The organism is Pantoea sp. CTOTU46764 (assembly GCF_031974595.1).
In the GTDB taxonomy this organism is placed as follows: domain Bacteria; phylum Pseudomonadota; class Gammaproteobacteria; order Enterobacterales; family Enterobacteriaceae; genus Pantoea; species Pantoea trifolii.
In genome coordinates this window covers 69827-86038 of the sequence record NZ_DALYOQ010000012.1, presented here as the reverse complement: position 1 = coordinate 86038, position 16212 = coordinate 69827, and the positions used below count along the sequence as shown (strand labels likewise).

Below are 16212 nucleotides of genomic sequence, written 5' to 3'. Positions count from 1 at the left end.
CCCTTCGCCACGCCGAGTAAAATCGGACGATCTTTATCCCACGGCACATTCAGCTCGGCGAACACCTGTTTCGCCTGCGCTAACTGGCCTTTACCGCCGTCGATAATAATCACGTCGGGGATTTTGTCCTCTTCCAGCGCTTTGCCATAACGACGGCGCAGCACCTGATTCATCGCCGCGTAATCATCGCCCGGCGTGATACCTTCAATGTTGTAGCGACGATAATCGGAACGCAGCGGGCCATCACGGTTGAACACCACGCACGATGCAATGGTCTGCTCGCCCATGGTGTGGCTGATGTCGAAGCACTCCATGCGATGAATGGTGTCGAGCTCGAGGAACGTCGCCAGCGCTGCCAGACGCTGTTGAATGGTCGAGTGCTGCGACAGCTTGGTGATCAGCGCAGTTGCCGCATTGGTGCGCGCCAGCTTCAGGTAGCGCGCGCGGTCGCCACGCGGCTTACTTTGAATATTCACCTTGCGCCCCGCCAGCACGCTAAGCGATTCGGCCAGCAGCTCACGTTCTGGCAGATTAAAGTCCAGCAGGATTTCCGCCGGTAAAGTGCGCGCTTCACTGCCTTGCAGATAGAACTGGCCGACAAAGGTTTGCACCACTTCAGTCAGTTCGGTATCGGCGGGCACTTTCGGGAAGTAGCTGCGGCTGCCGAGCACTTTGCCCTGACGAATAAACAGCACGTGCAAACAAGCCATGCCGGCATCAAAGGCCACGCCCATCACATCCAGGTCTTCACCCTGATTGGAGACGAACTGCCGCTCGGTAACGCGCCTTACCGCCTGAATCTGATCGCGTAAGATCCCTGCTTCTTCAAAACGCAGTTCCTCACTGGCCTTTTCCATGCGCTTGACCAGCTGATTGATCACCTGATCATCTTTGCCCGCGAGGAACAGACGCACGTAATCGGTTTGCTGCGCATACTCCTCTTCGCTAACCAAACCCGAAACGCAGGGTCCAAGGCAGCGACCAATTTGATACTGCAAACACGGACGAGAACGGTTGCGATACACGCTATTTTCACACTGGCGAATCGGGAATACCTTCTGCAGCAGCGCGAGGGTTTCACGCACCGCATAGCCGTTCGGAAACGGGCCAAAGTATTCGCCTTTGGCGTGCTTCGCGCCACGGTGCATCGCCAGACGCGGATGGCTATCGCCACTGAGGAAAATGTAAGGATAGGATTTGTCATCGCGCAGCAGCACGTTATAGCGCGGCTGGTAGAGCTTGATGTAGTTATGCTCCAGCAGCAGCGCTTCCGTTTCGGTGTGCGTCACGGTGACGTCGATGTTCTGGATGTTGCTGACCAGCACTTCAGTTTTGCGACTGCCCACCTGCGTACGGAAGTAGCTGGTCAGGCGCTTTTTAAGGTCTTTGGCTTTACCAACATAGATCACCGTGCCGGTCGCATCGTACATACGGTAGACGCCGGGTTGGCTGGTCACGGTGCTGAGAAAGGCTTTGGAATTGAAGACGTTACTCACTACTGATTAATGGCTCCGCATTGAACAAGCCATGTCGAATGGCCAAATGCGTTAACTCGACGTCGCCACTGATATTCAGCTTACTGAACATGCGATAGCGGTAACTGTTAACGGTTTTCGGGCTGAGGCTCAGCTGTTCGGAGATTTCCGTCACTTTCTGCCCGCGTGTGATCATCAGCATAATCTGCAATTCCCTTTCCGACAAACAGCTGAAGGGTGATTCGGCTTTTTGCGGTTCGATCTGGCTAAGTGCCATTTGCTGGGCAATATCCGAAGCGATATAGCGTTGCCCTGAATGCACCGAGCGAATTGCACTCACCACTTCCTGCGGCGCGGCGCCTTTACTGAGATAACCCGCTGCGCCCGCCTGCATCACCTTCGCCGGCAGTGGATTTTCGGTATGAATGGTGAGCATGATGATGCGGATATCCGGGTTAAAGCGCACAATTTTGCGTGTCGCTTCCAGGCCGCCAATACCCGGCATGTTCATGTCCATCAGCACTACGTCAACCGGATTACTGCGGCACCATTTTACGGCGTCTTCACCGCAGGCCGCTTCACCGGCAATGACGAGTCCTTTCATATCTTCCAGAATGCGGCGAATACCGGCGCGGACCAGTTCATGGTCATCAACAAGAAGCAGGCTGATCAACGGGACGTACTCCGCAGGTTAAGAAAGGGAAATATATTTCAGAGCGGCTATCTTACCGGTTTTCAGGTGGAAAAAACATCTATCGCCACAGATAAATCTCAAATGAAATGATGCAAATCAATAACATTCTTTTGATCTTGCTTTTATAGCACCGGGCGAAAGCATGCAAAAATGGATAAGTAAAATTACACCTAATATCATTAAGTTATAATTTATAGCTCGATTTTATTGCCACGCTCAGTTTGTCGGATAAATATCAGCTCAACGCTAATTATGATTGCTGACGAATAGCGCAATGGGCAATTAAATAGCGGTTTGGCTTTTACCGCTTCGCCTACATTAAAATTCGTGTGACAACCCTATGATATACTCTCTTTTTACGCACAGGAAGAATGTGTCTACATCGAGTAATACCACCAAGGAGTCAATTATGAGTGATGAAGATTTCGCAACTTCACGAGACACACAGGCGCTGGCAGACGAAGTCGCCTGTCTGAAAATGATGGTGACGCTGATTCTGAAAGGAATGGGACAGGCCGATGCCGGTAAGGTGATCATCAACATGGAGCGTTATGTGCAAGCTTCGTTAGGCGATAAGCCGCAGGCGGAAGTGTTTAATAATACGATTCGTCAAATCAAAACCGCTTACCGTCAGTAAGCGATATGCCCCGCGCGCGATGCGCGGGGTATTTAGCTGTGCGATTGCCAGTTCACTGAAACACCCAGCGACGGCAGCACCTCTTCCGGGCTAAAGCGTCGCGTTCCACGATACTTCTCCGCCAGCGCAGGTTGATCAACCGGAATGCGAATAGCAAACAGATTGTCTTCAGATTGGATTAAGCCCGGTGAAAGCGGCTCGTAGACCACCTGATGCTGTTCAAACATCTTCTCAAGCATCGGCGTCGCCGAACTGATCAAAAATTCCATGCCGCTCAGTTCTGCTAATTGCACCGAGTGCCACAAAATACTCAGCGGCAGCTCTGCATCGACTTCAAGGCGCGCCGAGAAGCGCGACATTTCCCAAACCTTTTCCTGATCGAAAGGCAGAACAAAACCCTCAGGCACTTCAGGTTCATGCCATGGCAACAGACGTGCGCAACCGCAAATACCCTGACGTGCGTTCCAGGCAATCAGCCAGGTAACATCTGAACGATCAAACCGGTCGTACTCTTGTCCTGGCGTACTTAATCGTGGTGGAATAGACCACCCTTCGCCGCGCGCAAACACGCTGTAGCGATACGTTCCCAGTTCTGCCAACAGTGAGGACGGCATATCCTTAAGCTGTGTTTGAATTACTTTCATCATGCGCCTCTGACATCCCCATGTATGCAATGATTTCTTTGAGCCAGCCTGGCAACATTGCGCGCAGGGTAGACAACTGACACTGGAGAAGGAACTACTAAAATTAGTAGTTGCGTTTTCGCTATATCAGGCCAACCGCTGCGGCATAACAGGCAATCTGCGTTTTATTGGAAACATTAAAACGCTTTTGCATATTCTTTTGGTGAAAATTCACCGTATGTTCAGATATGGCTAAAATAAGTGAAATTTCCGCAGACGTTTTTCCTTCCGCCGTCCATTTCAGAATTTCTAATTCGCGCTGACTAAAATCGTTAGATAAAACGACCATAGAATCATCATTCAGACGCTTCAGCACGCGCAAACTCAGTTCCGCCAGAAGATGCAGTTTCACCTCTAGCTGTACACGTAAGTGTTGGGTCTTACTGTGAAGCGTCGATGCAATAGATAATATACCAATGGTACGATTGGGTGCCATTGCTGAGCAGGAAAAGCCGCTCATTAATCCTGCGGCGTTAGCTTCCGCCCATAAATTACCCGCACCAGTAAATAAATCGCGCGTCCATTCCACACCGCGTCCCGGCCGCTGACAGAGTAGCAGCACCGGATCGACCGTATAATAGTTCTCATTTTCGTAGCGTTTTACCCAGCTTTCCGGGTACGTACTAAACAAAAACAGGCGCGGCCGGGTAAAAGGCACCGGATGCTGAACCAAAAAAGCGAAGTAATCAAAACCCAGCTTTTCAATCTGCTGCTGCAATAGCGATTTCAAATGCGCTACTTGTGTTAGCGACAGAAATTCATTTTCCATTTCGCCTCGCCAGGCGAAATAATTATCGGTCGTCATTATTGCCTTAGCGATGTTTCACGCTTTTACATTCTGAAATTGATTCTTGTTAACGCAAAAAAAATAAATTAGCCAGACAAAAAATATTGATTGAAAAGAGAGCATATTTGTCAGCAATGAGCATAACTCTCCTAATGTCAATGCGTTAACGTAAGGGAAATGTGTAAGTTCTCGCTATTTGTTAACAGGTTCACAACTTTCATTCCTCAGCAGATTAGAATAGGATTTTTCTGAAGTAGTTTCAATCACCCGTTTGATTGAAAATGGACGTTAGATTGATAAATTTTTAGCATCGTCAATAACTAAAATTAACGTGTGAAAAAGCACATTCTTTTGCTATCAACGGCATTTCTGCGTTGAATTAGTTTTGACTCGATCTTAATCCCATTTGTTTCTGCGGTTAAGATAATGCTTTTGGTAATAATGTGATTTCTCTCATGCTGATTCACGGCTACGCTTAATACTCGCTGCATGAGAAATGAAGGCAAAGAGGCAATGGGATCAGTGCTGCCGAACGACTCAGGCGCATTGTCGTAGGTAGGTGGGAAACTTAGCGGAACCGACTATGTTGAACCAGTTGGCATTACCTTTCCTTGTTCTGGGCGACTGTACTGCCCTGATGATTCTAAAAGACCTGTTACGCCATCCGCATCCTGTCGCGGTGATGAATATCATTTGGCCTGTTACTGGCTTGTATATGCCTTTTATTGGCTGGATAGCCTGGTGGTACTTAGGCCGTAAGCCATCACAACAGCAAAAACTTGCGCTGCTGGTTCCTCAAGAAATACGCAGTAATGCCAGTTGGCAAACCATATTTATTTCTACTTCATTATCCGCAGCTGCCTGTATATTCGGCGATATAATGACAATCCCGATAGTCACATTACTAAAACAATTTGCCTTTAATCCAACGATGGGGATACAGGCGCTTATTTGCATTATCGTTTCATTGTTCATCGGATTACTATTTCAATTCCTGGCGATTCGTCAACGTGAAAAACATTCATTTGGCGGCGCATTATTATTGGCGTTGAAAACCGAGATTTTCCCCCTGCTGATTTATCAATTAGGTATTTTTATCTTTATGGCGCTGGCCCTAAAGTTTGTGCTGCACGAGCAAGTCAATCCGCTGCTGGTGGCATTCTGGTTTATGCTGCAGCTGGCAATAATGATTGGCTTTATTTTCTCCTGGCCGGCTAATCATTTCCTGATAAAGCGTGGGCTTAATCCGGCGGTCTAGCTAACGACAGTAACCTGTACCGCGCATGCCGAGATGAAAATGGCTGGCATGCGCAGCGTTGTAATCAGGGCCCAGCGCATTACCGAACGTGGCGCAGCCGTTACGCCACAGCGCATGCAGTCCTGCCGCCGCATCCTCCGGCTGTTGCCAGTTTTTCCCTACCTGTAACCAACGCCCGTTCGCCAGCTGAAATCCAGTGATATCCCAGGCATCAGCGCTGGCGTGCTCACTCAAACGCCCTTCCTGGCGATGATAGATATTGCGACAAGCGTAGCTGCCAACATGAGCAATGCGTTTCAGCGGGCTGTCAAAACCGGCCTGGCGTAACGCGCTATCGCTGTTAATCACGAACATGGTGCTGGTCACCGCCATTGGACAGCTGGCGAGAAAACTGCTGCTAAGAGAAACATCGCCGTAGCCGCTGATGCGTAACGGCTGTTCGATTGGACAATCACCCTGCATCGGCGGCACGGCGCGAAACTGCACCAGCTGCTGTGCGCTGGCTTGCCGCATCACCGCCATGCAGGCGGCCGGATCGCCACTTAGCTTTTTCAGCTTGTAGCGCGTCATCCAACCGGGCGGATCGGTAACGTTGAGTGGCGTGAAGGGATTCCACTGAGGCGGCAGATGGCTTTTTAACCACGGCAAACTGAGCCAGCCGCAAACAGCCAGCAACGCGACGGCGAACAGAGCGCGCACAATGCCTCACTTTTCCTGATGAAATGAACTAACAAGTGTAGAAGTCATGCGGATGGAAAGTGACGTAAATCGCTTAATTGTTGAAGATTTACGCAAAATGACTGCGCTTTAAACTCTGTAAATAATTACTGACACAGCAAAGCGCGTAAAAGGTCACAAAGGGGGAAAAACCATTACCGAAACTGCTTAGCTTTCCACTATCTTATGCCACTTGCCTATACAACGGCTCATAACGATTGCCCTAAATAATTCGAGCCGCAGGAAGGCGGCAAGTGTGTGAATCATCAGGAGCTTACTTTAGTAAGTGACTGGGGTGAACACGCGTAGCCAACGCATCTGCGGCTCGAAGTATGACGGGCAAAACAGCCATTAGAGCTGACACAACATCCCGACAGGAAAGAATAATTTATGGTTGATCAATCAAAAGAGGCGCTCGTTGAGGCCGAACAGCCGGATAAGCTCCAGCGTAGCCTGCATAATCGCCACATTCAGCTGATTGCTATCGGTGGCGCCATCGGCACCGGGCTGTTTATGGGCTCGGGTAAAACCATCAGCCTCGCCGGGCCGTCGATCATTTTCGTCTATATGATCATTGGTTTTATGCTGTTCTTCGTCATGCGCGCCATGGGCGAACTGCTGTTATCCAACCTCGAATACAAATCCTTCAGCGATTTCGCCGCTGATTTACTTGGTCCGTGGGCGGGCTATTTTACCGGCTGGACATACTGGTTCTGTTGGGTGGTGACCGGCATTGCCGACGTAGTCGCCATCAGCGCCTATTTTCAGTTGTGGTTCCCGGACTTCTCCATCTGGATGAGCGCCCTACTGTGCGTCTTTGTCTTCCTGGCGTTGAACATCGCCACGGTGAAGCTGTTTGGTGAGATGGAATTCTGGTTCGCGATTATCAAAATCGTCGCCATTGTGGCACTGATTATTACCGGCATTGTGCTGGTGAGCATGCATTATCCGTCGCCGAACGGTGGCACCGCTTCCCTGAGCAATATCTGGGATCACGGCGGCATGTTCCCGAAAGGACTGAGCGGCTTCTTTGCCGGCTTCCAGATTGCGGTTTTCGCCTTTGTCGGTATTGAGCTGGTTGGCACTGCGGCAGCAGAAACCAAAGATCCGCACAAAGTTCTGCCACGCGCGATCAACGCCATTCCGCTGCGTATCATTATGTTTTACGTGCTGGCGCTGATGGTGATCATGGCGGTAACGCCGTGGAATCAGGTGCTGCCAAATCGCAGCCCGTTCGTTGAGATGTTTGTATTGATTGGCTTGCCTGCTGCTGCCAGCATCGTCAACTTCGTGGTACTGACCTCCGCCGCCTCTTCCGCCAATAGCGGCATCTTCTCCACTAGCCGCATGTTGTACGGTCTGGCGGAACAAGGCGTGGCGCATAAAGCCTTTGGTCGCCTCTCCGCGCGGGCGGTGCCAACCACCGGCCTGTTCTTCTCCTGCCTGTGTCTGCTGGCGGGCGTGGCGCTGATCTACCTGATTCCGGATGTGATGACGGTGTTCACCATGGTTACTACGGTGTCGGCGATTCTGTTTATGTTCGTCTGGACCATCATCCTGTGCAGCTATCTGGCGTACCGTAAGCAGCATCCACAGCGTCATGCCGAATCGACGTTCAAAATGCCGCTGGGTAAGTTTATGTGCTGGGCGTGCATGGCGTTCTTCGCCTTTGTGCTGGTGCTACTGACGCTGCAGGAAGATACCCGTCAGGCGCTGATGATAACGCCGCTGTGGTTTGTGATCTTGACCATGGGCTGGTTGCTGCGCCGTCGTAAAGCGTAAAACGTTAAAGGCAAAGGCGCGTGCGCTGGCCAGTGGCACATTTGCCAGAGGCGCTGGCGCGTCTGCTGCGGCAAAAGGGCTATCCGCAGCGCTGAGGCTTTTACGTTGGGCCAGGAGCCTCACGCATGGATGCGTGAGGCAGTTCGGGGCCGGCCAGGACGGCCGATCCGCGAACGGTCCGTTGGCACGACGTGAAAGCCGAAGGTACCGCGCTAGCGGCGCGAGGACGGCCCGTGACGCAGCAGATGTGTCAGAGCCCGCACGGATAGCAATCCTAAAAAGAATGCAACAAGGTCACCATAAATGGCGACCCTACGAAGTTAGAGTCGCCATTTATAACGCCCCACGGAATCAGAGTCGTTCGCGGAGTTTGTGCCATGCTTGCGACAGCGAGGGACGCATCGACGGTTCACGTTGTGGCGCGAGCGCTGGCGACTGCGGCGACCCCAGATTAAAAGTAAAGGTGTAATCCGGCTCTTCCCCCATGCGCAAATCGCTGATCAACGTACGATCGCCCTGCTGCTTCATCGCGTAAAAACCATGACTAAACCACGCCACACGCTCGGCATGCCATTGCCCTTTGAACGGCGCAAACAGCGCGGGCTGACGACCGTGCCAGCTGATTTGCAGCGGACGCTCCGGTGACAGCAGCGACCAATAGGCTTCGCCATAGCGATCCGGCGTCATGATCACCGTGCGCCACACCAGCGTATTAAACGCGGTCGGCGTCACCAGCAGTTGCTCCGGCTGCACCGATTGCTGCGTCAGCGCTTGCTCAATGTGCTGCGTCGCAATGCTCTGTGCCACCATGCTCCAGCCGAGATAGAGCGTACTCACCAGTAATCCCGCCTGATTCCAGCGCAACCCCACCGCATCGCGTCGCCACAGTGCAACCAGCAGCGCAATCAGCAACGGCAAGGTATACAGCGGATCGATGATGTACATGCTGCCAATGGCATAGGGGAAATCGGTGAGCGGCAGGCCCAACTGCGTGCCGTAAACCGTGGTGAGATCCAGCAGCGGATGCGTTATCAGCGCCAGCCACATCGCCAGCGTCCAACCGCGCCAGTGCGCGCGACTGCGTGTCGCACCGGCCACCAGCCAGCCGAACAGCGGTGCAAATAAGGTGAGGAATATCAGCGCATGACTTTCGGTGCGATGCAGCGTCATATTACGGATAGCATCGCCGTGATCGATAAACACGTCGAGATCCGGCAAAGTGCCCGCCACAGCGCCCACCAGCGCGGCTTGCCACAGTGGAACGCGTTTGCCCATCACCGCAACGGTGACCGCCGCGCCTAACGTCAGTTGTGATAACGAATCCATGCACTCTCCTTGAAAACGCGGGATCAGCGCACGCGGATCCCTTCAATTATCATGCGCTGCACATTTTCCAGCGTCTGTTCAAAGAACGCCGCATCGTTCAACGTCTGACCGGTAATCGCTTCCACCTGCGAGGCGAAATCCGCATAGTGCTGCGTGGTCGCCCACAGCAGGAAAAACAGGTGCTGTGGCTGCACGCCCGCCAGCCGCCCTTCGGCGATCCACTGCTCGATAATCGCTGCCTTCTCATCCACCAGCGCTTTTAAATCACCGGCCAGTTCACCTTTGAGCAGCGGCGCGCCTTGCAACATCTCAAGGCAGAACAACCGCGAAGCTTGTGGATGATCGCGCGAGACTTCCAGTTTGAGGCGAATGTATTGACGAATGGCCGTCAGCGGATCGTGATCGTGCTGCAGCGCACGCAACGGCGCCAGCCACACATCAAGAATCTCTTTTAAAACAGCCACATACAGCACTTCTTTCGATGGATAGTAATACAGCAGATTGGTTTTCGAGACATCGGCGCGCTCCGCCACTTTATCCAGGCTGGTACCGTGAATGCCGTATTGCGAGAAGAAGGCTAATGCCGCTTCCAGAATGGCTGCCCGCTTTGCGGCGACCGCACGCGAACGGCGTCCCGGTTTTTTTTCATCGCTTTTCACACTGTTACCTCTTCCGTCCTGCGTGAACGCATCATAACAAAGGCCTTCTTTCCTGCCTAATCGCCTGCCTGCACCTTTTTTGACCATGTCGCGCATGAAAAACGTGCAAAACGTTTTGACCAAACGGTCTAAATTGGACCAATCACTCCAGTTTACAAACATCGCTACTTTTAACACATTGTTATTTAAGTCTTTTGAAAATGTGGCACAGCCTTTGCAATTTTGTGATGGAGCGCCGCCCGCAGGATGCGTGCAGGAAGCAGCGCAGCGCGTGAAGCAGTCCCCGTCTAATGCAGAGAGGTTTCACATGAAAATTGGCGTCTTTATCCCGATTGGTAATAACGGCTGGCTGATCTCCACCCATGCACCGCAATACAAACCGACTTTTGAACTGAACAAAGAGATCGTGCTGAAAGCAGAGCATTATCATTTCGACTTTGCCCTTTCAATGATCAAGCTGCGCGGCTTTGGCGGTAAAACCGAGTTTTGGGATCACAACCTCGAATCCTTCACGCTGATGGCGGGACTCGCGGCGGTGACCTCACGCATTGAGATTTACGCCACCGCCGCCACGCTCACCTTACCGCCCGCGATTGTGGCGCGTATGGCGTCCACTGTTGACTCCATCTCCAATGGCCGCTTCGGCGTCAACCTCGTTACCGGCTGGCAGAAACCCGAGTACGAGCAGATGGGCTTATGGCCGGGCGATGCCTACTTCTCTAGTCGTTACGAATACCTGACCGAATACGTCACCGTGCTGCGCGATCTGTGGGGCACCGGCCAAAGCGACTTCAAAGGCGAGTTCTTTACCATGAACGATTGCCGCGTCAGCCCACAGCCGCAGAAACCGATGAAAGTGATCTGCGCTGGCCAGAGCGATGCAGGCATGGCGTTCTCGGCGCAGCATGCCGATTACAACTTCTGCTTTGGCAAAGGCGTCAACACGCCAACCGCCTTTGCGCCAACTGCCGCGCGTATGAAGCAGGCTGCCGATAAAGCGGGCCGCGACGTCGGTTCTTATGTGCTGTTTATGATCATTGCCGCCGAAAGCGACGAGGCCGCACGCGCCAAATGGGAGTACTACAAAGCCGGAGCCGATGAAGAAGCGCTCGCCTGGCTCACCACGCAAAGTCAACAGGACACTAAATCTGGCAGCGACACCAACGTGCGCCAGATGGCCGATCCAACCTCCGCCGTCAACATCAACATGGGCACGCTGGTGGGTTCTTACGCCAATGTGGCACGAATGTTGGATGAGGTTGCTTTAGTCGATGGCACGCAAGGCGTGTTGCTCACCTTCGACGACTTCCTGCAAGGCATCGAAGATTTCGGTGAACGTATTCAGCCATTAATGCAGTGTCGCCACGATTTAATCGCATCCCAGCAGGAGGTTGCCTGATGAGTACCGTAGTTTGCGCCCATACCTTAACGTTACCGAACGTCACCTTACCGGCGCGCCCGGAAGCCATCGCGCTGCCGCCCGCGCAAAGTGCGCTGATTGTGGTGGATATGCAAAACGCCTACGCCACGCAAGGCGGCTATCTCGATCTGGCGGGCTTTGATGTCTCCGCCACCAAACCGGTGATTGCCAAAATCCATCAGGCGGTCACCGCAGCGCGTGCCGCCGGGATGCAGATCATCTGGTTCCAGAACGGTTGGGACGACCAATACGTTGAAGCCGGTGATGCCGGATCCCCGAACTTCCACAAATCCAACGCGCTGAAAACCATGCGCAAGCGCCCGGAGTTACAGGGCACGCTGCTGTCGAAAGGCGGCTGGGATTATGCGCTGGTCGATGAGCTGGTGCCGCAGGAAGGCGATATCGTGCTGCCGAAACCGCGCTACAGCGGCTTTTTCAACACTTCGCTCGACAGCATGCTGCGCAGCCGTGGCATTCGCCATCTGGTGTTTACCGGCATTGCTACCAACGTCTGTGTGGAATCGACGTTGCGTGACGGCTTCTTCCTGGAGTATTTCGGCGTGGTGCTGGAGGACGCGACCTATCAGGCGGGTCCGGCGTTTGCGCAGCAGGCAGCCATTTTCAACATTGAAACGTTTTTTGGCTGGGTCAGCGATACCGACACGTTCTGCGAAACGTTGAAAAGTTAACGCCTCAATTCACCTGCACATCAATAAGAAGAGGATTTCGCCATGCCTAAAAGTGTCATTATTCCGCCCGGCAGCGGTACGCCAATCGCGCCATTCGTGCCCGGCACCTTAGCTGACGGTATTGTGTACGTCTCCGGCACCTTGCCGTTCGATGCCAACAACAATGTGGTGCACATCGGTGATGCCGCCGCGCAAACGCGTCACGTGCTGGAGACCATCAAAAAGGTGATCGAAACCGCTGGCGGCACCATGGACGACGTGACCTTCAACTCGATTTTTCTCACCGACTGGAGCAACTACGCGGCGATTAACCAAATCTATGCCGAATATTTCCCCGGCGATAAACCGGCACGCTTCTGCATCCAGTGCGGCTTAGTGAAACCGGATGCGCTGATTGAAATTGCCACCGTTGCGCATATTGGGAAACAGGAGGCGTGATGCATCTGGAGATTCAGGGGTTAACCGCTGAAGATGCGCCGACGCTGGTGCTCGCCTCTGGTTTGGGCGGCGTCGCCGGTTTCTGGCAGCCGCAGCTGGCGGCGCTGACGCCGCATTATCGCGTGGTGACCTACGATCAGCGCGGCACCGGCCGCAGCGCAGATACGCTGCCGGACGGCTACAGCATGGCGATGATGGCAGCAGAACTGGCGGAGGCATTGGAACAACACGGCATCCAGCGTTACGACATTATCGGCCATGCGCTGGGCGGCTTAATCGGCCTGCAGCTGGCGCTGGACTTCCCGCAGCGCGTGGGCCGCGTGGTGGTGATCAACGGCTGGCTTTCGCTGGATGCGCACACGCAACGCTGCTTCCAGGTACGTCAGGATCTGCTGATGAACGTCGGCGTCGAAGCCTTTGTGCGTGCACAGCCGCTGTTCCTCTATCCCGCTGAATGGCTGGCGCGCAATCAGGAGCGCATTAACGCGGAAGATGCACACCATGTCGCCCATTTCCAGGGCATGGAAAACCTGCTGCGCCGCTTGCATGCGCTAAAGAGCGCGGATTTCCGGCCACAGGTGGCGCGCATCACCCAGCCAGTATTAGCGATTTGCAGCCAGGACGATCTGCTGGTGCCGTGGAGCTGCTCACCGCAGCTGGCGCAGACGCTGCCCAACGGCAGCCTGATTGAGATGGCCTGGGGTGGACATGCGATGAGCGTCACCGATGCCGACAACTTTAATGCGCTGCTGCTGCGCTGGCTGGCCGACACGGCTGCGCCTGCTCAGCGTGCGGCCAGCTAATCACAGGAGCAGCCAATGAGCGTGCATGAACTGCCGGTTTTACCCGCTGTAGAACGCGATGCATTTCGCAACGCGATGGCGTGCTTAGGCGCAGCGGTCAATATCATCACCACCGACGGCCCCGCCGGACGCGCCGGTTTTACCGCCTCGGCGGTGTGCAGCGTCACCGATTCGCCGCCGACGCTGTTGGTTTGTCTTAATCGCTCAGCGTCGGTGTGGCCGATTTTCCGCGACAACGGTTATCTGTGCGTCAACACACTTGCCGCTGGGCATGAAGAACTCTCGACGCTGTTTGGCGGCAAAACGCCAATGGCAGACCGCTTTGCCGCCGCTGACTGGCACACGCTGGCCAGCGGTTCACCGCTGTTAGACGGCGCGCTGGTGTCGTTTGATTGCAAAGTGGCGCAAGTAGTCAGCGTGGGCACGCACGACATTCTGTTTTGCGAAGTGCAGGCGCTGGTACGCAATGATGAAACCCACGGTCTGGCATGGTTTGACCGTGGCTATCATCACCTTTTACGGCAGGACGCCCGCTAACGCCGCCTTGTGCGGACGGCTTTCACTGACACCCTGGAGATGACGATGGCGAGTTCCTGGTTCCCCCGCTGGCAGAAAAAGTCAGCCTTGACCGATGATGGGCTGATTGCGCCGGACGAAACGCTGCCGTTTGCGCAGACGGTCGTCCTTGGCCTGCAGCATGCTGTGGCAATGTTTGGCGCAACGGTGCTGATGCCGTTGCTAATGGGACTGGACCCCAATCTGGCGATTCTGGTTTCGGGCATCGGTACGCTGCTGTTCTTCCTGATCACCGGCGGACGCGTACCCAGCTATCTCGGATCCAGCGCGGCGTTTGTCGGCGTGATCATCGCGGTAACCGGCTTTAACGGCCAGGGACTCAACCCCAATCTGGCGCTGGCGCTGGGCGGCGTGATCGCCTGCGGCGCGCTCTATACGGTGATTGGCCTGATCGTGATGAAAGTCGGCACCGGTTGGATCGAGCGTCTGATGCCGCCGGTGGTCACGGGCGCGGTGGTGATGGCAATTGGTCTGAACCTGGCACCGATTGCGGTGCACGGTGTTTCCGGATCGATGTTCGACAGCTGGATGGCGGTGATGACGGTGCTGTGCATTGGTCTGGTGGCGGTGTTCACGCGCGGTATGATCCAGCGCCTGCTGATTCTGGTCGGCCTGATTGTCGCGTGGGCGATCTACGCGCTGCTGACCAACGTGATGGGCTTTGGCAAACCGGTGGATTTCAGCGGCCTTGCCAACGCGCCGTGGTTTGGCCTACCGCACACCACCGCTCCGATCTTTGATATGCAGGCCATCGTGATGATCGCGCCGGTGGCGATCATTCTGGTGGCGGAAAACCTTGGCCACATCAAAGCCGTAGCGGGCATGACCGGACGCAACCTCGATCCCTGGATGGGGCGCGCCTTTGTTGGCGATGGTTTGGCAACCATGCTGTCGGGATCTATCGGCGGCAGCGGCGTCACCACTTACGCGGAAAATATTGGCGTGATGGCGGTAACCAAAGTCTATTCCACGCTGGCCTTCGTGGCCGCTGCAGCGATCGCTTTGGTGCTCGGCTTCTCACCGAAATTTGGCGCGCTGATTCACACCATTCCCGGTCCGGTGATTGGTGGCGCATCGATTGTGGTGTTTGGGTTGATTGCGGTGGCCGGCGCACGCATCTGGGTGCAGAACCACGTGGATTTCAATCAGAATGGCAATTTGATCATGGTAGCGACCACGCTGGTGCTCGGCGCGGGTGATTTTGCTCTGAAGATTGGCAGCTTCACCATCGGCGGCATTGGCACTGCCACCTTTGGTGCCATCATCCTGAACGCCATTTTACAACGTCGCGGCGCCGCACTGGCGAACCAGACGGCACGGCAACATCCTTAAGGTTCCAGCGGTGCCTGATCGGGCACCGCTTTCTTGCGACGAAGACGCAGTTCGCTGACGATCACCCCACAAACAATCAATGCCGCGCCCAGCAGCGCCGCCGCAGGTAAACGCTCACCCGCCAAACGTCCCACTACGCCCGCCCACACCGGTTCACCGGCGTAAATCACTGTGGCACGCGTCGGCGACACGCTGCGTTGCGCCCAGTTCATCGTCACCTGAATTAAGGCACTGGCTGCGCCCAAACCCAACGCGCTCAACAGAAGCGGCGTTGACAGAGCAGGAACCGATTCGCCATTCGGGATCATCAGAACAAAGGCACAGGCCGATGCCACCATCAGCTGAATCAGCGTGACGCGGCGCACATCAACCTGTCCGGCATAGCGGCTGATCAGGATGATCTCTGCCGCGATCGCCAGCGTACTCAGCAAGGTAGCGATTTCACCGGCGTTCAGCGTCAAACTGCCATCCTGCGGACCGGCCACCAGCACTAAACCGGTAAACGCCAGCAAAATGCCCAGCCACGCCATTAATCCCGGCGGACGACGCAGGAATAACCACTGCAGCAGCGGCACCACCGGCACATACAGCGCGGTAATGAATGCCGACTGGCTGCTGGAAATGGTTTGCATGCCCCAGGTTTGCAGACCGTAGCCGCCGGCAATCGACAACCCGATCAACGCACCAGCTTTAATTTCCAGCCAGGTCACCTGCTTGAGATAACGACGGAAGAAAAAGGCCAGCAGCAGCGATGCCGTGGCAAAACGTAATCCGACAAAGAAGAATGGACCGGAATGCGCCATCGCGCGGTGTACCACCAAAAAGGTGCCGCCCCAAACCATGGTAATAAAAATGAGCACCAGCTCCTGACGCGAAATACGCAGGCTGAGACGAGAAGAGGAAGCGGACATAACGCACCAGAATAATCAGTTGGCG

At 54.4% G+C, this 16212-nt stretch carries 16 protein-coding genes and 1 pseudogene; 9 read left to right on the top strand and 8 right to left on the bottom strand.

Annotated elements, in window-relative coordinates; all coding sequences use genetic code 11:
- Together uvrC and uvrY are read right to left on the bottom strand one after the other, a co-directional pair.
- Nucleotides 1–1496 (bottom strand): annotated as a pseudogene (gene uvrC / locus RTM06_RS06880) (excinuclease ABC subunit UvrC); the annotation flags it as partial.
- The gene (gene uvrY / locus RTM06_RS06875; RefSeq protein WP_008102320.1) at nt 1489–2148 is read right to left on the bottom strand and encodes a UvrY/SirA/GacA family response regulator transcription factor; all 660 of its coding nucleotides are present in this window, start codon (nt 2146–2148) and stop codon (nt 1489–1491) included. The gene uvrY and the pseudogene uvrC, both read right to left, overlap by 8 nt.
- A 430-nt stretch (nt 2149–2578) precedes the next feature.
- On the opposite strand from uvrY, the gene RTM06_RS06870 reads away from it, so the two are divergent.
- The gene (locus RTM06_RS06870; protein ID WP_007887303.1) at nt 2579–2806 is read left to right on the top strand and encodes a DUF2594 family protein; all 228 of its coding nucleotides are present in this window, start codon (nt 2579–2581) and stop codon (nt 2804–2806) included.
- 32 nt (nt 2807–2838) lie between these two features.
- Here RTM06_RS06870 and RTM06_RS06865 read toward each other — a convergent pair whose 3' ends face one another.
- Nucleotides 2839–3450 (bottom strand): acyl-homoserine-lactone synthase, encoded by a 612-nt coding sequence (locus RTM06_RS06865; protein WP_256698392.1) that lies wholly within the window; start codon nt 3448–3450, stop codon nt 2839–2841.
- A gap of 121 nt (nt 3451–3571) precedes the next feature.
- A complete protein-coding gene (gene sdiA / locus RTM06_RS06860; protein WP_256696141.1) occupies nt 3572–4294 on the bottom strand; it encodes a transcriptional regulator SdiA in 723 nt (240 codons plus the stop codon).
- A 565-nt stretch (nt 4295–4859) separates the two neighbouring features.
- Between sdiA and RTM06_RS06855 the strand changes: the two genes are divergently transcribed.
- Entirely contained in the window at nt 4860–5534 is a 675-nt protein-coding gene (locus RTM06_RS06855; protein ID WP_312180879.1) for a DUF4396 domain-containing protein, read from the top strand.
- Here RTM06_RS06855 and RTM06_RS06850 read toward each other — a convergent pair whose 3' ends face one another.
- Nucleotides 5535–6233 carry an extensin family protein gene (locus tag RTM06_RS06850; protein ID WP_312180877.1) on the bottom strand — a complete coding sequence of 233 codons (699 nt, stop codon included), beginning with the start codon at nt 6231–6233 and terminating at the stop codon, nt 5535–5537.
- 408 nt (nt 6234–6641) lie between these two features.
- On the opposite strand from RTM06_RS06850, the gene cycA reads away from it, so the two are divergent.
- Entirely contained in the window at nt 6642–8033 is a 1392-nt protein-coding gene (gene cycA / locus RTM06_RS06845; RefSeq protein WP_312180874.1) for a D-serine/D-alanine/glycine transporter, read from the top strand.
- Nucleotides 8034–8384: 351 nt separating this feature from the next.
- On the opposite strand, the gene RTM06_RS06840 is transcribed toward cycA, so the two are convergent.
- Both RTM06_RS06840 and rutR read right to left on the bottom strand, forming a co-directional pair.
- Nucleotides 8385–9359 carry a metal-dependent hydrolase gene (locus RTM06_RS06840; RefSeq protein ID WP_312180872.1) on the bottom strand — a complete coding sequence of 325 codons (975 nt, stop codon included), beginning with the start codon at nt 9357–9359 and terminating at the stop codon, nt 8385–8387.
- Nucleotides 9360–9382: 23 nt separating this feature from the next.
- Nucleotides 9383–10018: an HTH-type transcriptional regulator RutR gene (gene rutR, locus RTM06_RS06835; RefSeq protein ID WP_036649823.1), complete on the bottom strand. Its 636-nt coding sequence runs from the start codon at nt 10016–10018 to the stop codon at nt 9383–9385.
- 307 nt (nt 10019–10325) lie between these two features.
- On the opposite strand from rutR, the gene rutA reads away from it, so the two are divergent.
- From rutA to rutG, 6 genes are read left to right on the top strand one after another with little or no spacing between them, the layout of a single operon-like run.
- Nucleotides 10326–11417 carry a pyrimidine utilization protein A gene (gene rutA, locus RTM06_RS06830; protein ID WP_312180869.1) on the top strand — a complete coding sequence of 364 codons (1092 nt, stop codon included), beginning with the start codon at nt 10326–10328 and terminating at the stop codon, nt 11415–11417.
- Entirely contained in the window at nt 11417–12127 is a 711-nt protein-coding gene (gene rutB, locus RTM06_RS06825) for a pyrimidine utilization protein B (protein WP_312180867.1), read from the top strand. Before rutA ends, rutB begins: the two co-directional genes overlap by 1 nt.
- Before the next feature lie 42 nt (nt 12128–12169).
- Nucleotides 12170–12565 carry a pyrimidine utilization protein C gene (gene rutC / locus RTM06_RS06820; protein WP_265297126.1) on the top strand — a complete coding sequence of 132 codons (396 nt, stop codon included), beginning with the start codon at nt 12170–12172 and terminating at the stop codon, nt 12563–12565.
- On the top strand, nt 12565–13368 hold the full coding sequence (rutD, locus tag RTM06_RS06815) for a pyrimidine utilization protein D (RefSeq protein WP_265297128.1): 804 nt from the start codon (nt 12565–12567) through the stop codon (nt 13366–13368). Before rutC ends, rutD begins: the two co-directional genes overlap by 1 nt.
- A 15-nt stretch (nt 13369–13383) precedes the next feature.
- Entirely contained in the window at nt 13384–13905 is a 522-nt protein-coding gene (gene rutF, locus RTM06_RS06810; RefSeq protein ID WP_265297129.1) for an NADH-dependent FMN reductase RutF, read from the top strand.
- Nucleotides 13906–13950: 45 nt separating this feature from the next.
- Nucleotides 13951–15276, top strand: a complete 1326-nt coding sequence (gene rutG / locus RTM06_RS06805) for a pyrimidine utilization transport protein G (protein ID WP_256696134.1) — start codon at nt 13951–13953, stop codon at nt 15274–15276.
- Here the strand turns inward: rutG and RTM06_RS06800 are convergent.
- Nucleotides 15273–16187 (bottom strand): DMT family transporter, encoded by a 915-nt coding sequence (locus RTM06_RS06800; protein ID WP_256696133.1) that lies wholly within the window; start codon nt 16185–16187, stop codon nt 15273–15275. The genes rutG and RTM06_RS06800 overlap by 4 nt on opposite strands.
- Nucleotides 16188–16212 lie beyond the last annotated feature (25 nt).